We start from the raw sequence: 23,690 nt of genomic DNA, 5'->3' as shown, positions 1-23,690 counted from the left end.
CATGAAACAAACTAAATTTATTTACCTTCTGCTATTTGGCCTGCTGAGCAATCTGGCCTATGCACAAACCAAAACAAACCCGGCCGTAATGAAAGATTTTATGGATAAACGTTTCGGCATGTTTATCCATTGGGGGCCGGTAAGTTTACGCGGCACCGAAATTGGCTGGTCGAGAGATAAACAGGTCGAGAAAACCGATTATGATAACCTGTACAAGGAGTTCGATCCTACGCTGTTTAATGCCGATGATATTGTAAAAACGGCTAAAGATGCAGGCATGAAATACCTCACCATTACTGCCCGTCACCACGATGGTTTTTGTTTATGGCCATCTAAATTTACCGAGTACGACATTGCCCACACGCCCTATAAAAAAGATATTGTGGGCGCTTTAAACGAAGCCTGTAAAAAACAGGGTATCAAATTTTGCATTTACTATTCGGTACTCGATTGGTACCATCCCGATTACCCGATTCATTCATCTGCCAGCCAAACTATCGACCCTAAAGCCGATATGACCAAATATGTCAGCTACATGAAAAACCAGCTGAAGGAACTTATTACCAATTACGATCCATACATGCTTTGGTTTGATGGCCAATGGGAAAAACCCTGGACAGATGAAATGGGTAAGGATTTATACAGCTACTTAAAAAAATTAAAACCTGATGTGATTATCAATAACCGCTTAGGGAAAGAATTTGCAGCTATGGAAAACAAAAAAATCGATCATTCGAAAATGGTGGGCGATTATGATACCCCTGAGCAAACCGTTGGTCATTTGAATATGGATACACCATGGGAAAGCTGTTTTACCATTTGTAACCAATGGGCATGGAAACCGAATGATAAAATGAAATCGTTGAAAGATTGCTTAACCATCCTTTCCAAAACGGCTGGCGGTAACGGAAACTTATTGCTAAACGTAGGTCCTATGCCCGATGGCCGCATTGAAGCCCGGCAAATTACCCGCCTCAAAGAAATTGGCCAGTGGCTAAAAACCAATAGCGAGGCGGTTTACGGTACTTTCGGCGGTCCCTACCAACCTACCGATGCCTATGCAACTACCAGAAAAGGAAACAAACTTTTTGTGCATGTACTTAAAACCGATGCTGATGCCATCAGCTTAAAAAATATTCCAGCACGGAAAGCAGTAAAGGCCAATATTTTAGGCGGAGAAAAAGTTTCGGTTGAACAAGGCGCAACTGATTTTAAAATCAGCCTGCCTAAAAACCAGGCGGGCGCTTTACAATATGTTATTGCAATCGAAATGGATGGCGATATTGAAAAAACAGCAGTGATTAACTAATATAAAACGGCTATGAAAAATTTCAAACAAGGTTTTTTGATCATTTCAATAGGTTTAATGCTCTTAACCGCCTGCAATCAGTCGAAAACAACCGAAACAATTGCAACGTCAGAAACACCTAAAAACATCAGGCGTTTTGGTTCGGTAACAGGTTTAAAACCCGAAAAAATAGTCTACTATAAAAAACTACATGCTGCTATTTGGCCAGGCGTTAAACAAAAAATCGCCGACTGCAACATTCGCAACTATTCCATTTACCTAAAGGAAATTGACCAAAAGTATTACCTCTTTAGTTATTTCGAATATGTTGGAAAAGATTTTGAAGCCGATATGAAAAAGATGGCTGCAGATACCACTACCCAGCGCTGGTGGAAAGAAACTGCACCTACTCAAATTCCGCTACCCGATGCAGCTGCCAAAAATGAAACATGGAGCAGCATGGAAGAAGTTTTTCACCAGAATTAAACCCAACAATAAACTATAACAATGCAAACCGGGCCTGGAGTAATCCAGCTCCGGTTTTTTACATAAATTAAGGTCTAAGTTGTACGACTTAACAAGGCAGCATAAGCCAAAATAACAATACATACAAACGAAGCAATAGTCCTGATCCGTTGAAACATGTTCCAGGCAGGCTCGAATTTATTTCTCAATGCACTTAATTCGTGTGCATCCATTTTATCTAAACTGGCACCATCCAAAAGATTATTTAAAGGTACATTGCCTACCATGGTTACCATAAAAACCCCACCAGCATACAATAGTGTAGCTGCCAGAAGCAAATAAAAAACCAAAGTCATACTCCTATTGTAAAAAAGCCAGGTACAAACGGGTAACAATATCAAAGTTCCCATAAAGCTGATAAAAAAAAGTGGATTTAAAATTGCACGGTTAATGGATTGCATAGCCTTTAAAAACGAAAGATCAGATAAACGGGTAAGACCCGGTAAAACAGAACAGGAATAAGCATAAAAAAGACCGCCAATAAGCGCAGTAGATACTGTACTGAGTAAAAGTACCAGGTTTTTCAGAGTCATAAGAATGTTTTTTAATGGTAGATAGCGTGTAGCCATTCGAATTTAAACAATTATGGCTAAAATATATGTTCAATTCGGAGCGTAATTTTAAAGCAAGAAACCCGGCGTGGGAAAAAACCCGCTAATACCATATCTAATTAAGAGCGTTAATTTAGATATGGAAGAGCGTTAATCAGATAAAAGACAGGTATAGGTAGATGTATTAAAATGAACGGGAAGATTGTTTTGTATAAGTAAATTGCTTTATTTATTACATTACATACCGAAGGTCGCATTCGTAAACGACTTTACAAACCAGGTTACACAGATCGGTCTGTTTTCGTTATGAATAGGTGCTATTACAGGTTGAGGGCTGAAGTAATTACCACAATATCCGTAGCACGGCACCCACTATTCCCCTTTTCCAGATTAAATTTAACCTTTGTTCCTACTATTAATAAAGGCCTAAATAGCCCTTTTAACTGCTGATTATCTGCATAAATCATTTCCGTGCAGCCATCGGCAGCGATAAACCCGAACCCACGTACCGGATTATACCACTTAACTACTCCTGTATAAATCATAAGGCATGTTTTTACAATAATTTAGTCAACTTTAACACAATCTAAAAGAAAACTGTATGAATAGTTAGATTTTCGTGATGAAAAGGTGTAATTTCGTTATGTATACAAATGATAGATTAGGAGATGATTAAGTGTATAGCTATAGATGACCAGCAGAGCTCAATTGCGGGACTGGAAAAGTACATCGAAGAGACACCAAATATGCGATTAATAGGAAGTTACACCGATCCGCTAACAGCTTTAAGGGAATTGAAGAAGTTAGATCAGGTTGATGTGATTTTTATGGATATCCAAATGCCCCAGATTTCGGGTCTCGAACTTTCTAAAGCTGTACGTGCGAAAACCAGAAAACTGATTTTCACAACTTCGCATACCGAATATGCCTTTGAGGCTTTCGAAGCCGATGCAGATGCTTATTTACTAAAGCCTTATGGTTATGCCAAATTTGCCCTTACTTTGAGCCGCCTTTTCGGTGAAGAAATGGAAAATGGCAGTGAGGAAGCTTATTTTCTGGTCAAAAATAAATCGGAAGAGCACAAAGCCGTTATGGTTCGCTATGCAGACATTATCTGTTTTGAAAGTTTTCACAATTACATTAAGATACACACTAACGATAAGGTAATTATTGCCTACCTCAGCTTAAAAGATGTAAAAGAGCAGCTGAGTATTAAGAAAGGTTTTATACAGTTACACAGAGGTTATATCATTGCTATCGATCATATTTTGCACATTGATGGCACACGGGTAACCCTGAGTAACCACACCAGTTTTACCGTTGGTGATATTTATTATAACGATTTTAAAGCGTTTTTTACAGATAGATTAATCATCAGCAGCCGTAAAAAATAACGGCTGCTGATGATTAAAAGTTACGGCAAAACTATACCAGAGGTAGACCCCGTGGTTGTTTGAGTCGGATCGGTAAGTGGCTGTTGTAAACTACCATTACTGAAAGTGTTTTTTTTGAATTTAAATAGTGTTCTTCGGATTAATTTTGGTGTTTTCATATTGTTTTTTTTTTCGAAAACTAGCGTCGAAAACACCCTGTAACACTAAGGATTATATAGATGGTAAGATTATCATGGCAGATAGGTTAAATTGGAAAAATAGCCGCATATGGAACTTTTTAATACATTACAAACCACATATGATGATGTGGGCTGTTTTTATTTTTTGGGAGTCTATTGTAGTCGGCATCTATTCTGGTTACATCGGAACTTTTGGCAACTATGCCATACACTATCTGCTTAATATTTCGATCTTCTATTTACATGTTTGGTTATTAGAAAAGGCTACGGTTTTTCCACGTAACGCCCCTTTAAAAATAACGGCACTGGTATTGGCCGAAATTTCCATGTATATCATTGTAGTTTACTGGGTAGACAGCTTACTTTTTGCTTATACGAACATCATAACAGGCGAATTGGCCGATTTTAAAACGAGAGTTTTTAGGCTTTTGCACAGAGGTTCAATGTTTATGCTCTTTTCTACCGGTTATTTCTTTTTAAAGCGCTACTTAAGTGAAAAATCGGAAAAGGAACGTATTGAAAAACAACGTTTTCAAATGCTGATTGAAAGGGAAAAAGCAGATAAGGAGCTTGCTATGTCGAAAAATGCTTTCCTTAAAGCTCAGATCAATCCGCATTTACTTTTTAATACTTTTGAATTTATCCATCAAAAAATAAGACAGCATGATCCGGCCGATGCGCAGATTATGATCCATCTATCGGATATGATGCGTTTCGCGGCAACCACTGAGCATAATCGGGATTATATTAAGCTCCATGAAGAAATTACTCAGTGCCAGAATTTGATCAAATTACATGAATTTACCCAACAACAGGTTTACATTGAATTCGCTTATTCTCCTGATGTTTTGGAAGTCAGGCTAATCCCACTGGTATTATTAACCATGCTTGAAAATATGTTTAAACACGGACAGCTTTCAGATCCATACAACAAAGCAACGGTCGATATTTATAGGATAGATGAAGTATTAAAAATAGAGAGTCGAAATCTTCCTGGTTTGATAAAAAGCAATATTGGCTTTGGCTCAGGACTGGATAACATCAAAACAAGATTAGATTATGCCTATGGCAACAGTGCTCAAATGGAAAGCCTCATTGATGAGGATGGTTTTTACTGTTTGTCTATTTCCATTGAAGAAGATGTATTGACCACCGCATTTGACGAAAAGATGAAAGATATAGTTGCTGCTTCTTAGCACCACAAATTTTAAGCATATTAAACCTATATACACCATAATGATAAACAGTTTAAACTTGAAAAACAGCAATTTTAAGCATTGGTTAATTAACTATAAGGTTCATCTCATAGTCTGGTTAATATTTATTACATGGGAAACCATAGTTGTGCTTTCTATTGGTCAATCCATGGGTAAGTTTGTCAATTTTGTAGTTCATTACCCCATCAATATATTTTTATTTTATATAAATGTTTGGGTATTAGAAAAAGCTACAGCTTTTTCTAATCAATCGTTCTGGAAAGTCATATTGTTTGTTACCCTCGAAATCTTCATCTATGTAACATTTGTTTTAGGCCTGGATAACATGTTAAATGCTTATACCAGTATTATGCCTGGCCCCCTGCTCGAATTTAAAATAAGGTTATTTAAGTTAATCAATAGAGGTTCTTACTTTATGATTTTTTCGACAAGCTATTTTTTCTTAAAACGGTATATTACCGAAAAAGCAGAGAAACAACGTATAGAAAAACAGCGTTTCCAAATGCTAATTGATAAAGAACGAATGGATAAGGAGCTGGTAATGGCTAAAAATGCGTTCCTGAAAGCTCAGATTAACCCGCACCTGCTCTTTAATACTTTTGAATTTATTCACCAGAAAATAAGGCAGCATTCGCCCGAAGATGCACAGGTAATGGTTTACCTTTCGGATATGATGCGCTTTGCGGCAGCAACCGAACACAACGAAGGTTACGTTAAACTGAGTGATGAAATAACCCAATGCCAGAACCTGATTAAACTCCATCAGCTTACGCAGGGACAGGTTTTTATTGAAGTGGCTTTCTCCCCTGATGTTTTAGAATTAAGGTTAATCCCGCTCGTACTCTTAACCCTGCTCGAAAATATGTTTAAGCACGGGCACCTGTTCGATCAGGATAACAAAGCAACCATTGATGCCTATATGGTTGATGGAATATTAAGAATTGAAAGCAGAAACCTGCCCGGATTGGTTAAAAGTAATATTGGTTTCGGGTCTGGCTTAGACAATATCCGTACACGCTTAGATTACACCTATGGTAATGATGCCGAAATGAATGCTTTTATGGATGAAGATGGTTTTTATTGCCTTTCTATCGCTATCCGGGAGAAAGCGCTTGCCGCAGCTTTCGATACCCAGCAGCAGGATCTGGCCATCAATTATCCCGTATAGTAAGTAAAAAAGTACCGGAACTAATATGCTCCGGTACAAATCGAGACGGGTATTGATTTAAAATTATACTATTGGCAGGTTGGTAAAGTAGTAGACCAATCGGTACTCTCCATGTTGGTTAAAGTAGCTGTATGCCCCTTCCCGGTAGCATCGGCAGCAGTAGTGCCACTGGCTTCATTAAATTTCCAGTAAGCTTCCAAACCTGTGCTATTCGTAGCCACCGTACATTTATTGTTTTGGATCTGTGTTTGCGTTAATGCCGTTTTCCAAACCCTTAGCTCATCAAACAGGCCATTAAATCCACGGTTGGCATCGTAACTTCTCGAAATTTGAAAGGTTCCGCTGGCCGAGATGGTGCCCGTAGCCGATAAACTGGCATCGAGCACGCCATTGATGTAGATTTTCATTGTTGTGCCATCGTAAGTAGCGGCCACATGGTACCAGGTATTGGCACTTAACGTTGTTGCCGAATTGAGTTTTTTAGGTGTGGTTCCACCAGTATTTAATACAAACTGAAGTTTATTGTTGGCTAAAGAAGCATCGCCCAGGCGCAGCAAAGCTACATTGGCATCGCTTACCTCTATCCCCATAATGGTAGAAATATATGGCGAAGCACTTTTAAAACCATTAGGTCTTATCCAGCCCTCTAAAGTTAATCCTGTACCAGCCAGGTTAAAACTGTTCGAATTTAAGTACTCGTTGGTACCATCAAACAACAAAGAAGTATTGCCGTTTGCAGGCGGTGTTGTACCATTGCCATCAATACAATTGGGCTTAACTGCCGTTGCCGAGCTATACAACGAATTAGAAATAGACGAAAGTTTAGTTTGCGAATTATTGGCTACATTGTACACCATAGCACTGGCCAGGCCGTTATTTTTAACGTAATTGGCTACTGCCGTTTGGTCGCTATTTCCCAAATCGGTTCCTAAACCCAGTTTAGCTTTGGGTACACCTGCATTAATATAAGGCTGTAACCTGCTGGCATAATTGGTAGAAAAATAGGTTTGCTCAAAAACATAATCAAGTATATCGCCTAGTTTTTGTCCGTTATAAGTGCTATTAAAATAATTGGCCTGGTTAAATGCGGCCATGGTAATGAGTTTTGTACTGCCTAACCTGGCCCTCAAAGCCGCAGCGGCAAGCACCAACGAGCCATCATTTGCAGTACAGGTAGAATATTCATCGTCAATATCGATGCCATCCAAACCATATTGTTGCACAGCATTGGCACATTGAAGGGCAAAAGCATCGGCCTGTGCATAAGTAGTAAAACAGCCCCAGCCCGCATCTTGATGGTTGCCCAGCACATCAAGCAATACATTTATGCCCAGCGATTGCAGGTAGGCTACTTTACCCGAATTAAGCACATCCTGCACCTGTGGATTAAAACTCAACGTAGGTACCCCATTAACGGAATTGATATTCGCTGCAAAAATTACCGAGATTCCGAATAGCTGTTTGGCAGGCGTACCATAAGTGTAACAACCCGGATTTACAAAGTTGTTGCTGTTAACCTCTACATAGGCGGTAACAAAAGGCCCCGAATTCAAGGCAGATGCATTTGTGAGCGCCTTTAAATCTTTTTTAGCACTAAAAGTACTGGTTTCTTCATTTTGGGTGTTTCCTTTTTTACAGGCGTAAAAAATGGTGAAAACGGCTAGAAGTGCCACTCCCATGGTCATTAATTTTCTCATAATTTTGATGTTTTTGGTTAGAAATTGTTTTTATTGGTTATAAAAAGAAAAGGCAGATAGGGTTTTAAATCCTACCTGCCTGCTCCTTAAAAATTAGCTTTATTTACATCCCACCATAATCTGGTTCCTCCGTTATCTGGTCCGCCAAGTAAAGTAACTGCTTTGCGTACCTCATCTTTGTTGCCATTGCCATACTCTGCTGTTGGATAAGGCAACCTGCGGATTTGGGTTTGTGTATTTATTGTTCCGCCACTGTAGTTGTTGGCTACAGTAAATAATTTAGGATAGCCTGTTCTGCGGAAATCGGCCCATGCCTCTGCCCCATCAGGAAAAATAGCGATCCATTTTTGTGTAATAATCCGTTCTAATTTAACTTCGTTCGATGCTGCTCCATCCCATTTAACAGTAATAGTGCTTACTATTGCTGCATTATTGGCTGGGTTTTTCGGATCTACATAAGCGGTTGGTTTGCTTACTGCATCGGCCAGGTAGCTGCCTGCAGCAACATTCCATTGTTGCATAGAAGTAGTTATACCCGTTTCATAATTGGCTTGCGCATCACCAGCGCCTGTCCAGCCACGTAAAGCTGCTTCGGCTTTTAAAAACCATACTTCGGCAGCTGTCATTAAAATTTGCGGTGCTTTTTGGCCAATTGGTGCTTTTGCATTATCAGGCGTAGTGGCATTCAAACTCGAGTAGGTTTTATAACCGGCTTTACCTAAACCATTAAAAGAGGTATTAGCTCCTGAGCGGATACCGATATACTGACCAGCAAACAAAGGATCGGTTGCAGGAGTACAATATATAGGTAAGCGCGGATCTGAATAACCTACCAGGTACGATTGTAAGGCTGCGCCCATGGCATTATCGCCTTCGTAGTTTACCGTTACATTCCAAAGGTCGTTATTTCTGTTACCCGATTGTGCTACCGCAGCATTGTCGCTGGCAACAGTCATTAAGCCACCCGTTGCAGCCATTGCTTTTTCTGCCTGTAATTTTGCCGTAGCCGGATCAACTTTAACAATACGCATAGCTAAACGCAATCTTAATGAGTTGGCCAATTTAAGCCATTTTACAGCATCACCACCATAAACCAGGTCGCCAGAATCAAAATAAGCTTTTTTACCCGGATTGGCAATTATAAATGCCTGCAGGTTATTTGCTGCTGTATCAATCTGTTTAAAAAACTCGGTGTAAATTGTTTTCTGATCGTCGTAAGCTTGCGAAATCAGCGATTTACCAGCTTGCGTATATGGAATTGGCCCAAATTTATCAGTTACCCGATCCATGGCAATTACCTGTACCAAAAGTGAAATCCCCCACGATTCGGGCGCCGTTGTTTTTAAAGGTGATATGGCAATTTTAGAAATTGGCGCCATCACATTGGTATACTGATCGTTAAAACCAGCTTCGTTCCAGCCATTGTTAAGCGCATAGTTCATGTTATTAATACCGCCACCAAATGGTGTTGGCGCCATCATATAACCACTATAAGCATCTGAACTTAAGTTCTGTGCAATCTGGTAATTGGAAAATATATTCTGTTGAATCGGGCCTATTGCCGATTTTAACAAAGCTAAACTCTGCTCAGTTGTAGGTAAATTATCGTTGGTATTAAAACTTTCGAAGTTCTTTTTACAACCCGAGTTCAGGGCTGCTGTAGCCAATAAAACTAAAGATAAACCTTTAATTTTATGGTATGCTGGATGATATATCGATTTCATTTTTGTACTGATTAAAATAAAACATTAAGGTTAAAACCAAAGCTTCTGGTTACAGGCTGGTTAAATACATCTATACCCGATAAACCATTACCGGTTGACATGGTAACCTCTGGATCGTAAGGAGCTTTTTTGTAGAAATAGAATAAGTTTCTACCGATTAGCGATAAGCGCATGCTTTTAAAGGTTCCTTTTAAAGGTAGGTTATAGCCCAACGAAGCTTCGCGTAAACGCACAACCGTTGCACTGTAAACATATTCGCCGGTTACACCGTTTCTATCACCTAAGAAAGAATAATAGCTTTGCGGGTTAATCGTAGCAGAAACTGCTTTTCCGCTGGCATCAACGCCGTCAATTTTAACGCCGCCCTGTGCCCTGGCATCGCCGGTTACTTTTGATGCACCAGCCTGGTCCATAAGCGCTTCAGTTAATGAAAGCACCTTACCACCAAACTTACCATCTACTAAAAAGCTTAAGCTGAAATTTTTATAGTTAAAGCTGTTATTCCAGCCCAACTGAAATCTTGGATTTGCATTGGCAATTAAGCTGTAATCGGTACTCTTGATTGGAAAATACGGATTAGCTGCAGTTCCATCGCCACTAAATACAATACGGCCATTGGCATCTTTTTGCAAGGTATATCCGTAAATATCACCATACGATCCGCCTGCGGCAATACGCGAAATATAAGCGTTGTTACCTCCACCAGTTAAATCAATTGAATTTAAGCCTTGTGATTCTGCTACATCGATAATTTTGTTTCTGTTTAACGATCCGTTAATGGCTGTATTCCAGTTCAGGCCATCTCCTTTTAATACATCGGCACCTAAAGTAAACTGAAAGCCCTGGTTCTGAACATCGCCCGCATTTAAATAACCCGTTGCCACAAGGCCCGATGGTGCAGGTTTAACCGGAATGTACTGGTTTTTGGTGTTGGTTTTGTAATAAGTAAAACTAAAGTTTAAACGGTTAGCCAGAAAACGCATATCCGTACCAATCTCGAAAGATTTTGTTCTTTCAGGCTTTAACTCTGCAAATGCACGGTTGGTATTAATGGTTAATGCACCTCCGTTACCCAAAGTGTTTTGAATAAAGGTTAAATAAGCTGGCACGGTGTTACCCACTTCGGCATAAGTACCTCTTATTTTAGCAAAAGTAATGGCTTCAGGTAGTTTAACCATCTGCGATACGATGAATGATAAACCTACCGATGGGTAGAAATAAGAAACATTAGGCGTAAATGAAAGGTTCGAAGACCAGTCGTTTCTGCCTGTTAAAGTTAAGAAAGCCCAATCCTTATACGAAATATTGGCATTCGCAAACACGGCCTGCAATTGGCTGTGGAAAGCGTCGCTGGCTTTTGTGGTGCTTAATACATCAGAGGTGTAGTTACCTGCAGTTGCTACAATCGTATTATTTGGAGTAAATAAATCAACAGCAGCAAGATCGCCGGCTAATGATAAACCCGAAGTTTTCTGATCGTTAATGCTACCACCAATTAATCCGTTAATTTTAAAGTCCGATCCTTTCATAGGTACAGTAACATTTAAAATCGCGTCGGCATATTTCTGAATAAAAGTTTGGGTGTTTTGCGATAAATAACCTCTTCCGTTAGAGTTGAAGTTTCCGTTGATACCCGAATAACGTCTGTTCTCAAAATCATCAGTACTGCGGTCAATATTACCCCTTACCTGCAGGTTTAACCACGATGTAAATTCATATTTAACGTTACCACTCAATAAAAAGCGGTTTCTGACGGCTGTATTCGGATTTAAATTGGTTAACCACCAGGGGTTCTGATTAATATCTGCACTTCCGCCCAACCAGTTCTGGCGCGCTGTACCCACATTGTTTGCCAACAGGTAATTGTTTTTATATGGGGTAATATCTACTCCACGAGGGAAAAGATACAAACCAACTAAAGGATTGTTGTACAAACCAATTGAAGGACTGTTGTTAATCCTTTGGTTAATGTAGTTCACGGTTCCATCAACCGTTAATTTATTGTTTAAAAACTTAGCTGTTTCACGTAGGTTAATGTTATGCCTGTTTAACTTGTTACCTTCCTGTATGCCACTTGCATAGGTATTGGCATAAGAAAAATAAGTTTGGGCAATTTCCGATCCGCCCGAGAAATTGATGGAGTTAGTGGCATTTGTTCCAGTTTGGAAAAACTGATCCAGGTTATCGGTACTGTTGCTGATAGCTCCACCCCAGCTGTCCCTTGTATTGGTAGATGCAGGGCCGTAACTATTTTGAAATTCAGGTTTGTAGGCAATTTTATCGAAAGTTAAACTCGAAGAAAAACCAATTTGTGTTTTGCCTGCCTTACCTTGTTTTGTAGTAATTAAAATTACACCATTTTGAGCCTGACTACCATAAAGTGCTGCCGCTGAGGCACCCTCTAATACAGTTAAGCTCTCAATATCGTCGGGATTTAGGTTTGATATACCATCTCCTCCATCCTGACCGCCACCAAACACGCTATTTTGCTGCGCATTGGCATTACCGTTATTGCTAATCGGAACCCCGTCAATTACATACAAAGGCTGGTTATTTCCACTTACCGAGCGGCTACCCCTTAAAATTACCTTGGCCGAGCCACCCACACCCGAAGTACTCGGACTGATCGTCATACCGGCAACTTTACCATTTAAGCTGTTTACCAGGTTAGGGCTTTTTACTTTGTTCAGTTCTTCGCCACCAACCTGCTGTGTGGTATAGGTTAGCGATTTTTCCGAACGTTTTATACCTAAGGCCGTTACCACAACGGTTTCCAGTTCTTTCGAATCGTTGGCCAGGGTTACATCGATAGTTGTTTGCGTACCTACAGTAACTTCTTTGCTTTGGTAACCAATAAAAGAAAATACCAGCACATCGCCGGCTTTGGCAGCAATGTTATATTGCCCGTTGGCATTGGTTTGCGTATTTACCTGTGTACCTTTAATGTTTACCGTTACGCCAGGCACGGTTAAGCCCGATGCATCTTTTACGGTACCCTTAATCTGTTCCTGGTAATGCGCACTAAGCGAAGTTAGCGGCAATGCATTATTAACTGTTTCAGCGGCATATAAACCTGCCGATGCATACAGTAATAAGCATGTGAGTTGTAGTGATCTTTTCATACTCATTGTGATAAGATTTATTTATTATTTGGTTAATTGTTATGCTTTATAATATTTAGGCGTTCATTTTAAATTTTTAGCTGGTTACCGCCAGGTTTTCCCAGCAACTGGCTGCGCCGGCAATAGCAGCCCGCTCGTTCAGTTCTGAAATGCGCAGGGGTACCTCGATGCTATTGGCTTTAAACGCTTTCAATACGTTAGGTAAAAACCGTGGCCAGGCATTGCTGATATTACCACCAAGCACAATAACGTCGGCCTCGGTATCTTGTAAAAACAGCATTAAAAAGGCGGCAAGGTGCTGCGAAAATTCATCGAAAATGGTCCTGATGGTTTCGCTTTCATCGTACAGTTCGGTCAAACTTTTTACATCAATAATATTTACACCGGTAAGCTGGTAATACCGTTTTAAGAACCAGCGGGTAGACAGGTAATCTTCGGCAATGCCATCCTGAAACGATGAGCACCAGAGGTTGGCATCGCGGGTATTGCCATAAGCGGCCACAGCCGAACCCAGGCCAGTACCTAAGGTAATCCCAATCACGTTGGCATAATCTTTAACAGCGCCTGCAAACATTTCGCCGGCTAAAAAGCAGGCTGCATCATTTTTCATTAAAATATTGCCCGCCTCAATGCCTAAAGCGCCGGCCAGCATTTCTTTTACGTTTAAGCCGTAAAAAGCTTCGTATTTATCGTTACCGGCAATGTGCGATATCCCGTTTTCATAATCAAAAGGCCCTGGCATGGCAATCCCAATCTTATCTATCTCCAGTCCTGCTTTGCCGTAAGCTAAATCAATAGCCGCTTTCCAGTTGTTAATAATTGTTGCTGGTTTTCCATGCGCATCAATGCGGCAACGGGTATAAGAATCTTCAAGTATAAGCCTGCTTTCCATATCCATTACCGCCGCAGTAATGTGCGAGCCGCCGATATCTACACCCAGAACATATTTATTTGTTGTCATTTATTTTGTTTAATGAGGTAAGCAATTAAAAGTTTTAGCAACTTTGGTAAATCCTTTTACCAGTAAAGGGCCAATGTACCTTGCACGATCATTTTGCGCTTTATACATGATTAAGAGGGGTTTATATTGGTTAAAACAGTTTTACAATTAACATTAACCGCCAAAAACTTTAGCGGCATTATTAACAATGATCTGTTTTTACGAAAAACTGCCTACAGGCAAATGCATTTTTTGATAATTATTTTTATTATTACTTTATATTTAACCAAATAGCGTCGCAGAAATTGAAAGTAGCCAAGCCAGATTTTCTTGTTTTATGGACCAGGATTTGTCTCGAGGATGATATTAAATCTTTCGAAGCGCTCTACCGCCATCTGTATAACAGTCTGCATAAACTCGCGCTTTATTACGTGCGCGATCAGGAAGCTGCCGAAGACATTATAGCCGAAATTTTTGTGAAATGCTGGGAGAACAGAAAGGCAAGTACCCATGTACAGCAGCCCGAAAACTATTTCTTTGTAGCCGTTAGAAACCAATCGTTAAAATACCTCAAAAAAAACTCGGGGAACACTTTTATCGATCTGGCCGAAAATGAGGCACACCATCCCGTCGAAACCTATACACCTGAAAGTTTATTGGAGCGAAAAGAACTGCACCAAAAACTCGATAGCGCCATAGAAACACTGCCGGCACAGGCTAAACTGGTATTCAGGTTAATTAAAGAAAACGGTTTGAAGTATAAAGAAGTGGCCGATATTCTGGAGATTAGTCCGCGAACGGTACAAACCCAGCTGTTTAGGGCCATAGCCAAACTCAGGCTGGTTTTAAAAAGCGAAAAGCCAACTGGTTTCAATGCCGAAATAGGCGAAAAGCTCATTAGCGTAGTTATCTTATTGGGAATGATCACTTTTTTAAATATGTTGTAGGCAATTTTTAAATCTTTAAGTACTATATTAATACACAGAGGGTAAAACACAAATGACAGATCAAAGATTTACAGAATTGCTTGGCAAACAACTCGCTGGTGAAATTTCACCTGAAGAATCGACCGAATTTAAAACGCTGCTTGCATCAAACGAAAGTTATCAGCAGGAGTATCAATCTTTAAGTACTTATTTTTCGAAAAAAGAAGCGCCAGGCCACAATGTCGACGAAGTTTTCAATCGCATCACTACAAAGATCAGCACGAAAGAAGAACCGGCAGTACAGCCCTTAAAAGCTTCAATGAATTACAGCATTTGGTTAAAAGTTGCAGCTGTAATCGTATTAATCGCTTGTGGTTTCTTAGCTTATAAAACCTTTTTAACTACAACCCAACCTGCTGCTGAGCTGGTTTGGAAGTTGGCCAACACACCTGCCAAATCGGTTAAAAAGCTTACCCTGGCCGATGGTACCACAGTAACCTTAAATGCCGTATCCGAACTAAAATACCCTGCAAACTTTACAGGTAATACCCGCGAGGTATACTTAACAGGTGAAGCCTTTTTCGATGTACACAAAGATGCAACACACCCTTTTATTATCCATACCGATAAAATACAGGTAAAAGTTTTAGGAACTGCCTTTGATGTTAAAGCCTATAAAAACGATGCTTTTACAGAAACTACCTTAATTAGAGGTCGTGTAGAAGTGCGGGTAAATGATAACAGCAACCAAAAATTCGTACTGCAACCCAACGATAAATTTGTACTGCACAACCAGAAAAAAGAGGCCAGTATGGAGCAGTTACATTATTTTGCAGGACAAGATCCCGCTACAATTATCGAAACCTCGTGGACCAATAACAGGCTTACATTTAAAAACAGTGATTTCGCTTCCATTACCAATCAGTTTGAAAGATGGTATGGCATAAAAATTATGTTCGAAAACGAAAAGCTGAAGAATTTGAAATTTACCGGCCAGTTTACCCAGGAGAGTATTACCGAAGTGCTCGATGCGCTAAAGATGATTGAGCATTTTAATTATAAAATAAAAGATCAAACTGTTTACATTTACCACTGATGTTGTTAAACCGGGGGCTGATCTGTTGTTATGAGGCTGATTTCGAAATTACTTTTTTTATTATGCCTGTTCTGTTGCCTCAATAGTTATGCTCAAACCCGGGTTAGCCTCAATGTAAAAGCAGTAAGTTTCGAAAGTGTAATCGATTCCATTCAGCATCAAACCAGCTACCGCTTTGTTTTCAGCGAATCGAAAATCCCGCAACACCTCATTACCCTAAAAGTGCAGGATGCCGAGGTAACCAATGTTTTAACCCGGCTATTAAAAAATACAGGCTATACCTATGCCCTGTTGCCCAATCAACTTATTGTAATTAAGCAACTCGAACATCGTGGCGGCTTTATCGATACAGCCACCAATCTCAAAGAGGTGGTAATAACTGCTCTGGGTATTAAAAAAGACAACCGTAAAATTGGCTATGCCGTAACAGTAGTGCCCGGCGAAACCTTAACCCAGGCACGCGAATCTAATTTTATCCTATCGTTACAGGGCCGTGTTGCCGGTTTAAGCATTAATGGTACTAACGGCGGGCCTTCCTCTTCAGCCCGGATTTTACTGAGAGGGGTTGCCAGTATGAGCGCCGCTTCGCCCCTGTTTGTAATTAATGGCCTGCCTATCGATAACAGCATTCGCGGCAGTGCCAATGAGTATGGTGGTGCCGATTATGGCGACGGTATCAGCAACATCAATCCCGATGATATTGAAACGGTTACCATCCTGAAAGGTTCGGCAGCCTCCGCTTTATATGGAGCCAGGGCGGCAAATGGTGTAATCCTTATTAGCTTAAAGAGCGGAAAAGAAAATGCCTCCTCATCGTTCGAATATAATTCCAACCTTTCTTTCGATAGCCCTGTAAACAACACCGATTTTCAATATGTGTATGGTCAGGGAGCACAAAACAAACGCCCGGCCGATTTTTATGGGGCAACTTCTACAGGCATTTCGAGCTGGGGAGAAAAAATGGATGGCAAACTTTCGCCACAGGTTGATGGCTCATCGAAACCTTACCTGCCTGCTAAAAACAACATCAAAAATTTTTACCGCATTGCACCTGCCTTTACCAATACCATTTCGCTGGTAGGTGGCACAAAACGTAGCATTTACCGCCTTTCGGCCTCTAACCTCGATCACAGTTCTATTTTAAAGAACGGCCACCTAAACCGTAAAACATTTAATGTTTACGGTTCTTTCGACCTGTCGAAAAAGCTTACCATTGGTTTTAACAGCAATTACATTTACGAAAACAATAAGAATAAAAGCTACCTGAGCGATGGGCCATTAAACGCCAATTATGGCATCGCAGCATTGGCTACCAGTTTAGACGAATCGTTGCTGGCACCTGGATACGATGATACCAATGGAAACGAAAGCCGCTGGAATGCCGATGAATATAAAACCAACCCCTATTTTTTGCTCAACCGCCAGGCCGATTACGCCAAACGCAACCGCTCCATTTCGTCGGGCTCTGTAAAATACCAATTTAATAACTGGCTGGCCATACAGGGCAGAATGGGCTACGATGTTAGCAATGATCAATTACTTAGTATTTTACCAACAGGAACAGCTTTTTCGGTAAACAGGCAGGGCGGTATTAACAAACTCGACACACTCCATACTTCTGAATTTAATACAGATTTTTTGCTCACCGCAAACCGAAACATCAGCAAAAACATCAACATGGATGTTTCGCTTGGTGCAAATTACCGTGAAAGAAACGGTGCTACAGATAAAACAGTGGGCTCACAGTTTATCATCCCTTACCTATACACTCCTGAAAACCTGGTTACCAAAAGCAGCATCCATGCCATTTCAAAAATAGTAACAGAATCGGCATACTTTACTGCCGATCTGGCCTATAAACAACTGCTAAATTTCTCATTAACGGGCAGGTACGATGTATATTCTACCCTACCTTCAAACAACAGGGGTATATTTGTTCCCGGTATTTCGGGCAGTTTTATTTTTTCAGATTTGCTTTCCATCAAAAACCTAAGTTTTGGTAAACTCCGCTTAGATTATGCCCGTACCAGCGGCGAACCAACCACCCCTTACACCACGCAGATTTACTACGCTTCGAACGATAACATTAACGGCGTACCTCTGGGCGATTTCGCTAAAGATTTACCCAATTACAACCTAAAACCCTTTACCCTCGATGAATATGAAGCCGGCCTAAACCTGAAGTTTTTTGAAAGCAGGCTAACTTTCGATTTAACTTATTACCACCGGGTAACCAATAACGAAATCATCAACGCCAAACAATCCGTAACCACCGGTTTTACCTCTGCCTATGTTAATCTGGGTAAAACGCGCAATACCGGAATAGAAACTGCGATTACTTATACCCCTATTCTTCAAAAAAATAAGAAATGGGATATCGATTTCAACTTCACTTACGTTAAAAACACATTGTTATCGATAGATGGCAATAGCAATTACACACTAACGGGGGCTTATCGCCCGCTAAATGCCAATACCGCTTTGGTTGTGGGCAAACCGATTACGCAAATAATGGCTTACGATTATAAAAGAGATGCTTCAGGAAATATTATTGTAGGTAGTGACGGTATCCCCAAACGAGGCGATTTTGTGCCCATGGGTACCACCATCCCGCCCTTTTACGGCGGACTTAACAACCGCTTTACCTTTAAGCAGTTCCAATTCTCTTTCCTGATTGACTTTAGGTTTGGCAATAGAATTTTATCGGCAACCGAAAACTATTCTTATGTAAACGGCTTAAATAAAGCTACACTGGTTGGTCGCGAAACAGGTATAGTTGTAGATGGCGTTTATGAAAACGGCACCAAAAACACCACTAACGTGCCGGCATATAGTTACTATCCTGAACTGGCCAGTAACATTTCGGCCTTATCAGTATTAAACGGCAGTTTTATTAAATTCAGGCAGGCTACACTGGGTTATGTTTTTAATCCGAAAGCTTTGCTTAAAACCCCGTTTAAAAGCATTTCTATTGATTTAGTTGGCCGTAACCTGTTTACGTTGCTTAAATACACCAAAAACATCGACCCCGAATCTGAGTTTTCGCCCATACTGGCTTATGCTGGTATTGAAGGCGCTTCGTTACCTGCTACACGAACATTTGGTATCAATTTTAACTTCAAATTTAAATAACAGATGAAAAACAACCTCATTTACATTGCACTGATGGTTTGTTTCATCATTTCGGGATGCTCCAAAGCACAGCTCGATGAAATTAACACCGATACCACCAAAATTCCGGAAAAAGATTACGATCCCAACGAACTGCTTTCTACAGCGCAATTAAAATATGGCAATATTGGTTATTATCAGCTGGTTTACCAAAGTACCATGATGCAGTTGCTGGCTTCAACCTATTATTACTATAACAACGGCGATAAATACATTAACGTAGCCAACTTTACCGATTACCAGGGGCGTATTTTTGAAGAAGGTTACCTGCAGCTCTCGGTAATCCGCGAAATGCAGCGTTTGGCCAACCTTAAAAACCAGGAAACCAACAGCAACCTAATCAACATTGGCGATATTATGGCTATCCTGATTTTGCAGCGCATAACCGATACTTATGGCGATGTACCTTACTTTGATGCTGCCAAAGCCATGCAGGGCATTAAATATCCGCGGTACGATAAGCAGGAAGATATTTATGATGCCATGCTCACCGATCTGGAGAAAGCCATTCAAAACCTCGATCCGCAAAAACCCAAACCCACCGCCGATCTGTTTTACCAGGGCGATATCCAGAAGTGGAAAAAACTGGGCTATTCTATTTTGCTGCGCATGGCCATGCGCCTAACAAAAGTTAATCCCGAAAAGGCCAAAATATGGGCCGAAAAATGCGCTGGCAATACTTTTACCAGTATCAATGATAATGCCATCATCGTTACCGATGCCTCATCTTTTAACAGCCAGAACGGAACTTCGCTGGCCTTAAGAACCTTTTCTGATTACCGCGAAGTACGCTGGAGCAAAACATTGATTGATCAGCTCCGTAAAACCAACGACCCACGTTTAGGGGTGATTGGCGAAGTGCCACAACCCGGACTGGCCAATAACGCCGATCAAAAATTATCGGGCAATAGTGATCCGGCGGTACAATTAGGCCTTCCCAATGGTCTCGATTTGCAGGAAGGACCAACAGATGTGCGCAACTCCATTGGCTACCCCGGCGGTACAGGAAACGGTGCCGATTTTGCCCCTCTCGGAAAATATTCGCGACCGAAAACAGCCATGTACCTTAAATTGGGTGGTCCGATTTTTATCATGACTTACGCCGAAACAGAACTTTTACTGGCCGAAGCTAAAGTAAGGGGCTGGAATATAACGGGTACAGCCGCAGCTCATTATGCCAACGGGCTTACTGCAGCGCTACAATCGCTGGCACAACTAGATCCGGTAGGAAGAATAGCACAGGGCACTATTGATAGTTATGTTTCGCTTAATCCTTTGGATGAAAGTAATGAACAAAACAGCCTGAATGCCATTAATACCCAATACTGGCTGGCCACCGGTACTAATTTTAACTTTATCGAATCGTGGTTAAACTGGAAACGCAGTGGTTATCCGCTACTTACACCTGTAAATTATCCCGGTAATACCACCAATGCAACCATTCCGCGGCGGATGATTTACCTGTCGACCGAGATTTTGAACAATACCAGTAATTATAAAGAAGCGGTTGGCCGTTTAAACGGCGGCGATATTTTAACAGCCAGAGTATGGTGGGATAAATAATTTAACATTTCGGATATTAAACCATAAGGTTAATCTGTAGTCAGACTTACTGTATTAAGAGATTACCTATGGACTACATGTTAAATTGGGAGAAGCAGAAACAGGAAAATATAGAGGATAGCGATAAAGACAAACAGGAAAGCAGTGAGTTTAAATCGATGATTATCTTTATTCTGGTAATTTCTGCTTTATTAATTGCAGTGCTTTTGTTGCGGTAAATAACGGTTGGTTTTATAGTATGACTAACAATATCTGGGGACTACCAGTGTCCGGCACCCAATTCAGTCCGTCACCCTGAACTTGTTTCAGGGTCTCTTTGTAACAAGCACAAACAAAAAGAGATGCCTTGCTGCAGATGACAGCGCTGCCTTAAGTATTACGCATCCAAACTTCGGACCTCCGACTTCGGACTCCAGACTAAAGACTTTTTCCGTAACTTTCGCCCATGCCCGCTGCACCGCACTTTCCAATCCTCGATATCAACGAATTTTCTCCTGATCAGCAGCCGGGTAGTGATTTATTGTATCATTATATTGAAGGCGAAAGGCATATTGAAAAGCCCCATAAACACGATTTTTTTCTGTTTATGCTTTTTGAGCAAGGCAGCGGGAGCCACAGTATCGATTTTGTGGATTACCCCGTTGAAGAGTACCAACTGCACCTGCTTTTTCCGGAGCAGATACACCAATGGAAACTGGGTATCAATACTGTTGCACACCAGATTATGATTAACCGGCAAACTTTTGAAACGCTGGCCAATTCATTGCGGTTTTCATTAATGCTGTACCAAAACTACCCGGTTATTAAGCTCAGTAAGGCAACATTTGAGCAGATTTTATACGAGATTAAACAGGTAAAAACCGAACTGGAAGCTGCAAATAGTTTAGCCGAGATGATTACGACCAGGCTCCGGCTCATTGCTTTAATGATTAGTCGCGAGGCAGAAACCATTTTCAACAAGCAAACCGTTTACCAGAGCAAGCCGGTTTTATTTAAATACCTGGCACTCATAGATAAACATTATAAAAGCGAAAAGCTGGTTTCGTATTATGCCAGTCAGCTGAATATTTCTGCCAATTACCTCAATATCCTTTGCCAAAAGCATTTCCATGTTTCGGCTACTGCACTGATTCACGAAAGGTTAATTCTCGAAATCAAACGGATATTACTCACCACCGAAAACCCTATTAAAGCCATTGCTTTCGATCTTGGCTTTTATGATATGGCCTATTTCTCTAAATTCTTTAAAAAGCACACGCACATTAGTCCGAGACAGTTTAGGAATCATTTAAACAATTAAGCAGTTTTCAGTTACCACTACCTCGGCTGCAATACCAGGGACACCCCCAATAGAAGAATCGTCATTGCGAGGAGGAACGACGAAGCAATCTTACAACGATTGCTATTTGAAATTGAAGAGTAATGCTTTTAACCAACCCGTAGTAGTAAGATTACCTGCCTGCAGCAGACAGGCTTCGTACCTCGCAATGAGCGGAAGCAGCGTACAAAGTTTTCCCGCAGATTACACAGAAAAGAAACGCAGATTTTTATTAATAAATAATTAAAACAGATCGATATTAAGCGCTTACGGTTTGGCCTGAAGCAATCTGTCCGGTACAGTTAACCGATTTCAACAATTAACCAGTTAACCTCCAAAGTAATAAATGATACAATTTTTAAGATAAATATTACGCTTAAAAAAATCAGCGGTGTGCTATGTTTGTAGTTCAGATTTTAACCGTATATGACACCACAATCCATCACGCGAAAAAACTTTATTAAAAGCTCTTCTATTTTATTGGCAAGTAGCTGTTTGCTTTCTGCCGGAGAGGCCGATGCTGCAGAAAATACACTCAGCAAACCTTTGGGCAAAAGCTACACCCTAAAAAATGTAAGGCTCGAAACTGGTTTCGACTACGATGGTGAAGATGTGATACATACCAAAACAGAATTGTTTATGGTTGAGATTGAGGATGGCAAAATTAAAAACATTGCGCCCAACCAAGCCAATGCAAAAGCTATCGATGCCAAAGGCTGGCTAATGCTGCCTGCTTTTAAGGATATGCACATCCACCTCGATAAAACTTATTATGGTTTACCATGGCAGGCACACCTGAAGAAAAACAGGAGCGTAAAAGATATGATTGCCTTTGAGCAACAGATTATACCCGAACTGCTAAAAACCTCTGTTACGCGCACCGAAAAACTAATCGAACTGCTGCAATCGTACGGAACAGGTTATGCCCGTTCGCATGTTAACATTGAGCCTACTTCAAAACTCGATTCCTTAAAACACCTGCAAACCGCTTTAGCAAATAAAAAAGATTCGTTTCAGGCCGAACTGGTAGCTTTTCCGCAGCATGGGCTTTATTATACCCAATCAACCGAGTTGATGAAAGAAGCAGCTAAAATGGATATCGATTTTATTGGTGGTCTCGATCCAACCAGCATTGATGGCGGCATAGAAAAACACATGGATTTTGTCATCCAACTCGCACTCGATCATGGTAAAGGAATCGATATCCACCTGCACGAATCGGGCGAACCGGGCATTAAGACCATCGAATACCTGATTGCCAAAGTAATGGAAAACCCGGTATTGAAAGGCAAAACCTTTGTAAGCCATGCTTTTGCTTTACGTTATTTAGATAAAGTCAAAACCGAAGAAATTGCCGAAAAACTAGGTGCAGCTAAAATGGGAATTGCCTCTACCATCCCAATGTCGGGCACGCCTATGCCAATACCCACTTTATATAAATACGGTGTAGATGTTGTGGCCGGTAACGATTGTATTGTAGATCATTGGAGCACTTTTGGCACCGGTAGTATTTTACAAAAAGCAAACCTTGCAGCGCAGATTTATGGTTACCGTACCGAATTCGATCTTTCGCGTATTTTAAAACTGGCTACAGGAAACATTGTGTCGCTAAGTGATAAAGGAGACAGACAATGGCCGAAAGCAGGCGATAAAGCTAACGTAGTATTGGTAGATGCCAGTTGCTCAGCCGAAGCCGTATCAAGGGTTTCGCCGGTTAAATCGCTTATTCAGGGCGGGAAAGTGGTGTTTTAAAAGTTGGCGGTTATCAGTTAACAGTTGGCAATTTATAGTTGGCAGTTAACAGTTATTAG

18 protein-coding genes are annotated in these 23,690 nt (G+C 40.7%); 12 read left to right on the top strand and 6 right to left on the bottom strand.

Translation table 11 applies throughout. The annotated features are described in order from the left end of the window. The first annotated feature begins 1 nt into the window (after window position 1). Complete coding sequence (locus DBR40_RS11250; protein WP_124559845.1) at window positions 2–1,309, top strand: alpha-L-fucosidase; 1,308 nt, start codon at window positions 2–4, stop codon at window positions 1,307–1,309. A gap of 12 nt (window positions 1,310–1,321) precedes the next feature. Further along, window positions 1,322–1,774, top strand: a complete 453-nt coding sequence (locus DBR40_RS11245; protein ID WP_233603859.1) for an L-rhamnose mutarotase — start codon at window positions 1,322–1,324, stop codon at window positions 1,772–1,774. 74 nt (window positions 1,775–1,848) lie between these two features. Here DBR40_RS11245 and DBR40_RS11240 read toward each other — a convergent pair whose 3' ends face one another. Continuing rightward, entirely contained in the window at window positions 1,849–2,346 is a 498-nt protein-coding gene (locus DBR40_RS11240) for a DUF1772 domain-containing protein (RefSeq protein ID WP_124559844.1), read from the bottom strand. Window positions 2,347–2,684: 338 nt separating this feature from the next. After that, on the bottom strand, window positions 2,685–2,909 hold the full coding sequence (locus DBR40_RS11235; RefSeq protein WP_124559843.1) for a cold shock domain-containing protein: 225 nt from the start codon (window positions 2,907–2,909) through the stop codon (window positions 2,685–2,687). A 123-nt stretch (window positions 2,910–3,032) separates the two neighbouring features. Between DBR40_RS11235 and DBR40_RS11230 the strand changes: the two genes are divergently transcribed. The 3 genes from DBR40_RS11230 to DBR40_RS11220 all read left to right on the top strand — a co-directional run bounded on the left by DBR40_RS11230 (window position 3,033) and on the right by DBR40_RS11220 (window position 6,322). Further along, window positions 3,033–3,758 (top strand): LytR/AlgR family response regulator transcription factor, encoded by a 726-nt coding sequence (locus DBR40_RS11230; protein WP_124559842.1) that lies wholly within the window; start codon window positions 3,033–3,035, stop codon window positions 3,756–3,758. Window positions 3,759–3,990: 232 nt separating this feature from the next. Beyond that, window positions 3,991–5,133 (top strand): sensor histidine kinase, encoded by a 1,143-nt coding sequence (locus tag DBR40_RS11225; RefSeq protein WP_124559841.1) that lies wholly within the window; start codon window positions 3,991–3,993, stop codon window positions 5,131–5,133. A 169-nt stretch (window positions 5,134–5,302) separates the two neighbouring features. Continuing rightward, window positions 5,303–6,322, top strand: a complete 1,020-nt coding sequence (locus DBR40_RS11220) for a histidine kinase (RefSeq protein ID WP_158674031.1) — start codon at window positions 5,303–5,305, stop codon at window positions 6,320–6,322. Window positions 6,323–6,390: 68 nt separating this feature from the next. Here DBR40_RS11220 and DBR40_RS11215 read toward each other — a convergent pair whose 3' ends face one another. From DBR40_RS11215 to DBR40_RS11200, 4 genes are all read right to left on the bottom strand, one after another. Then, window positions 6,391–8,019 carry a LamG-like jellyroll fold domain-containing protein gene (locus DBR40_RS11215; protein ID WP_124559839.1) on the bottom strand — a complete coding sequence of 543 codons (1,629 nt, stop codon included), beginning with the start codon at window positions 8,017–8,019 and terminating at the stop codon, window positions 6,391–6,393. Window positions 8,020–8,105: 86 nt separating this feature from the next. After that, on the bottom strand, window positions 8,106–9,743 hold the full coding sequence (locus tag DBR40_RS11210; RefSeq protein WP_124559838.1) for a SusD/RagB family nutrient-binding outer membrane lipoprotein: 1,638 nt from the start codon (window positions 9,741–9,743) through the stop codon (window positions 8,106–8,108). A gap of 11 nt (window positions 9,744–9,754) precedes the next feature. Beyond that, window positions 9,755–12,865 (bottom strand): SusC/RagA family TonB-linked outer membrane protein, encoded by a 3,111-nt coding sequence (locus DBR40_RS11205; RefSeq protein WP_124559837.1) that lies wholly within the window; start codon window positions 12,863–12,865, stop codon window positions 9,755–9,757. A gap of 76 nt (window positions 12,866–12,941) precedes the next feature. Then, the gene (locus tag DBR40_RS11200) at window positions 12,942–13,826 is read right to left on the bottom strand and encodes an ROK family protein (RefSeq protein ID WP_124559836.1); all 885 of its coding nucleotides are present in this window, start codon (window positions 13,824–13,826) and stop codon (window positions 12,942–12,944) included. Between the two features lie 284 nt (window positions 13,827–14,110). On the opposite strand from DBR40_RS11200, the gene DBR40_RS11195 reads away from it, so the two are divergent. The 7 genes from DBR40_RS11195 (at window position 14,111) to DBR40_RS11170 (ending at window position 23,631) form a co-directional block, all read left to right on the top strand. Then, window positions 14,111–14,752: an RNA polymerase sigma-70 factor gene (locus DBR40_RS11195; protein WP_158674030.1), complete on the top strand. Its 642-nt coding sequence runs from the start codon at window positions 14,111–14,113 to the stop codon at window positions 14,750–14,752. A gap of 52 nt (window positions 14,753–14,804) precedes the next feature. Further along, window positions 14,805–15,827 carry a FecR family protein gene (locus DBR40_RS11190; protein ID WP_124559834.1) on the top strand — a complete coding sequence of 341 codons (1,023 nt, stop codon included), beginning with the start codon at window positions 14,805–14,807 and terminating at the stop codon, window positions 15,825–15,827. Window positions 15,828–15,857: 30 nt separating this feature from the next. Beyond that, window positions 15,858–18,959 (top strand): SusC/RagA family TonB-linked outer membrane protein, encoded by a 3,102-nt coding sequence (locus DBR40_RS11185; protein WP_124559833.1) that lies wholly within the window; start codon window positions 15,858–15,860, stop codon window positions 18,957–18,959. A 3-nt stretch (window positions 18,960–18,962) separates the two neighbouring features. Next, window positions 18,963–20,561 carry a SusD/RagB family nutrient-binding outer membrane lipoprotein gene (locus tag DBR40_RS11180; RefSeq protein ID WP_124559832.1) on the top strand — a complete coding sequence of 533 codons (1,599 nt, stop codon included), beginning with the start codon at window positions 18,963–18,965 and terminating at the stop codon, window positions 20,559–20,561. Between the two features lie 68 nt (window positions 20,562–20,629). Further along, window positions 20,630–20,779: a hypothetical protein gene (locus DBR40_RS26680; protein ID WP_158674029.1), complete on the top strand. Its 150-nt coding sequence runs from the start codon at window positions 20,630–20,632 to the stop codon at window positions 20,777–20,779. 227 nt (window positions 20,780–21,006) lie between these two features. Then, window positions 21,007–21,861 carry an AraC family transcriptional regulator gene (locus DBR40_RS11175; protein WP_124559831.1) on the top strand — a complete coding sequence of 285 codons (855 nt, stop codon included), beginning with the start codon at window positions 21,007–21,009 and terminating at the stop codon, window positions 21,859–21,861. A 444-nt stretch (window positions 21,862–22,305) separates the two neighbouring features. Next, window positions 22,306–23,631, top strand: coding sequence for an amidohydrolase (locus DBR40_RS11170; RefSeq protein WP_124559830.1), 1,326 nt, complete (start codon window positions 22,306–22,308; stop codon window positions 23,629–23,631). Window positions 23,632–23,690: the final 59 nt, after the last annotated feature.

The organism is Pedobacter sp. KBW01, from assembly GCF_003852395.1.
Lineage (GTDB): Bacteria > Bacteroidota > Bacteroidia > Sphingobacteriales > Sphingobacteriaceae > Pedobacter.
This window is presented reverse-complemented; position numbering and strand designations above follow the sequence as displayed.

Bases quoted from the DNA above. Each gene is read 5' to 3' on its own strand.
- DBR40_RS11205 (WP_124559837.1), bottom strand. From the start codon at position 12,865: ATGAAAAGATCACTACAACTCACATGCTTATTACTGTATGCATCGGCA.
- DBR40_RS11245 (WP_233603859.1), top strand. From the start codon at position 1,322: ATGAAAAATTTCAAACAAGGTTTTTTGATCATTTCAATAGGTTTAATG.
- DBR40_RS11200 (WP_124559836.1), bottom strand. From the start codon at position 13,826: ATGACAACAAATAAATATGTTCTGGGTGTAGATATCGGCGGCTCGCAC.
- DBR40_RS11230 (WP_124559842.1), top strand. From the start codon at position 3,033: ATGATTAAGTGTATAGCTATAGATGACCAGCAGAGCTCAATTGCGGGA.
- DBR40_RS26680 (WP_158674029.1), top strand. From the start codon at position 20,630: ATGGACTACATGTTAAATTGGGAGAAGCAGAAACAGGAAAATATAGAG.
- DBR40_RS11175 (WP_124559831.1), top strand. From the start codon at position 21,007: ATGCCCGCTGCACCGCACTTTCCAATCCTCGATATCAACGAATTTTCT.
- DBR40_RS11180 (WP_124559832.1), top strand. From the start codon at position 18,963: ATGAAAAACAACCTCATTTACATTGCACTGATGGTTTGTTTCATCATT.
- DBR40_RS11185 (WP_124559833.1), top strand. From the start codon at position 15,858: ATGAGGCTGATTTCGAAATTACTTTTTTTATTATGCCTGTTCTGTTGC.
- DBR40_RS11220 (WP_158674031.1), top strand. From the start codon at position 5,303: ATGGGTAAGTTTGTCAATTTTGTAGTTCATTACCCCATCAATATATTT.
- DBR40_RS11170 (WP_124559830.1), top strand. From the start codon at position 22,306: ATGACACCACAATCCATCACGCGAAAAAACTTTATTAAAAGCTCTTCT.
- DBR40_RS11225 (WP_124559841.1), top strand. From the start codon at position 3,991: ATGGCAGATAGGTTAAATTGGAAAAATAGCCGCATATGGAACTTTTTA.
- DBR40_RS11240 (WP_124559844.1), bottom strand. From the start codon at position 2,346: ATGACTCTGAAAAACCTGGTACTTTTACTCAGTACAGTATCTACTGCG.
- DBR40_RS11235 (WP_124559843.1), bottom strand. From the start codon at position 2,909: ATGATTTATACAGGAGTAGTTAAGTGGTATAATCCGGTACGTGGGTTC.
- DBR40_RS11210 (WP_124559838.1), bottom strand. From the start codon at position 9,743: ATGAAATCGATATATCATCCAGCATACCATAAAATTAAAGGTTTATCT.
- DBR40_RS11250 (WP_124559845.1), top strand. From the start codon at position 2: ATGAAACAAACTAAATTTATTTACCTTCTGCTATTTGGCCTGCTGAGC.
- DBR40_RS11215 (WP_124559839.1), bottom strand. From the start codon at position 8,019: ATGAGAAAATTAATGACCATGGGAGTGGCACTTCTAGCCGTTTTCACC.
- DBR40_RS11190 (WP_124559834.1), top strand. From the start codon at position 14,805: ATGACAGATCAAAGATTTACAGAATTGCTTGGCAAACAACTCGCTGGT.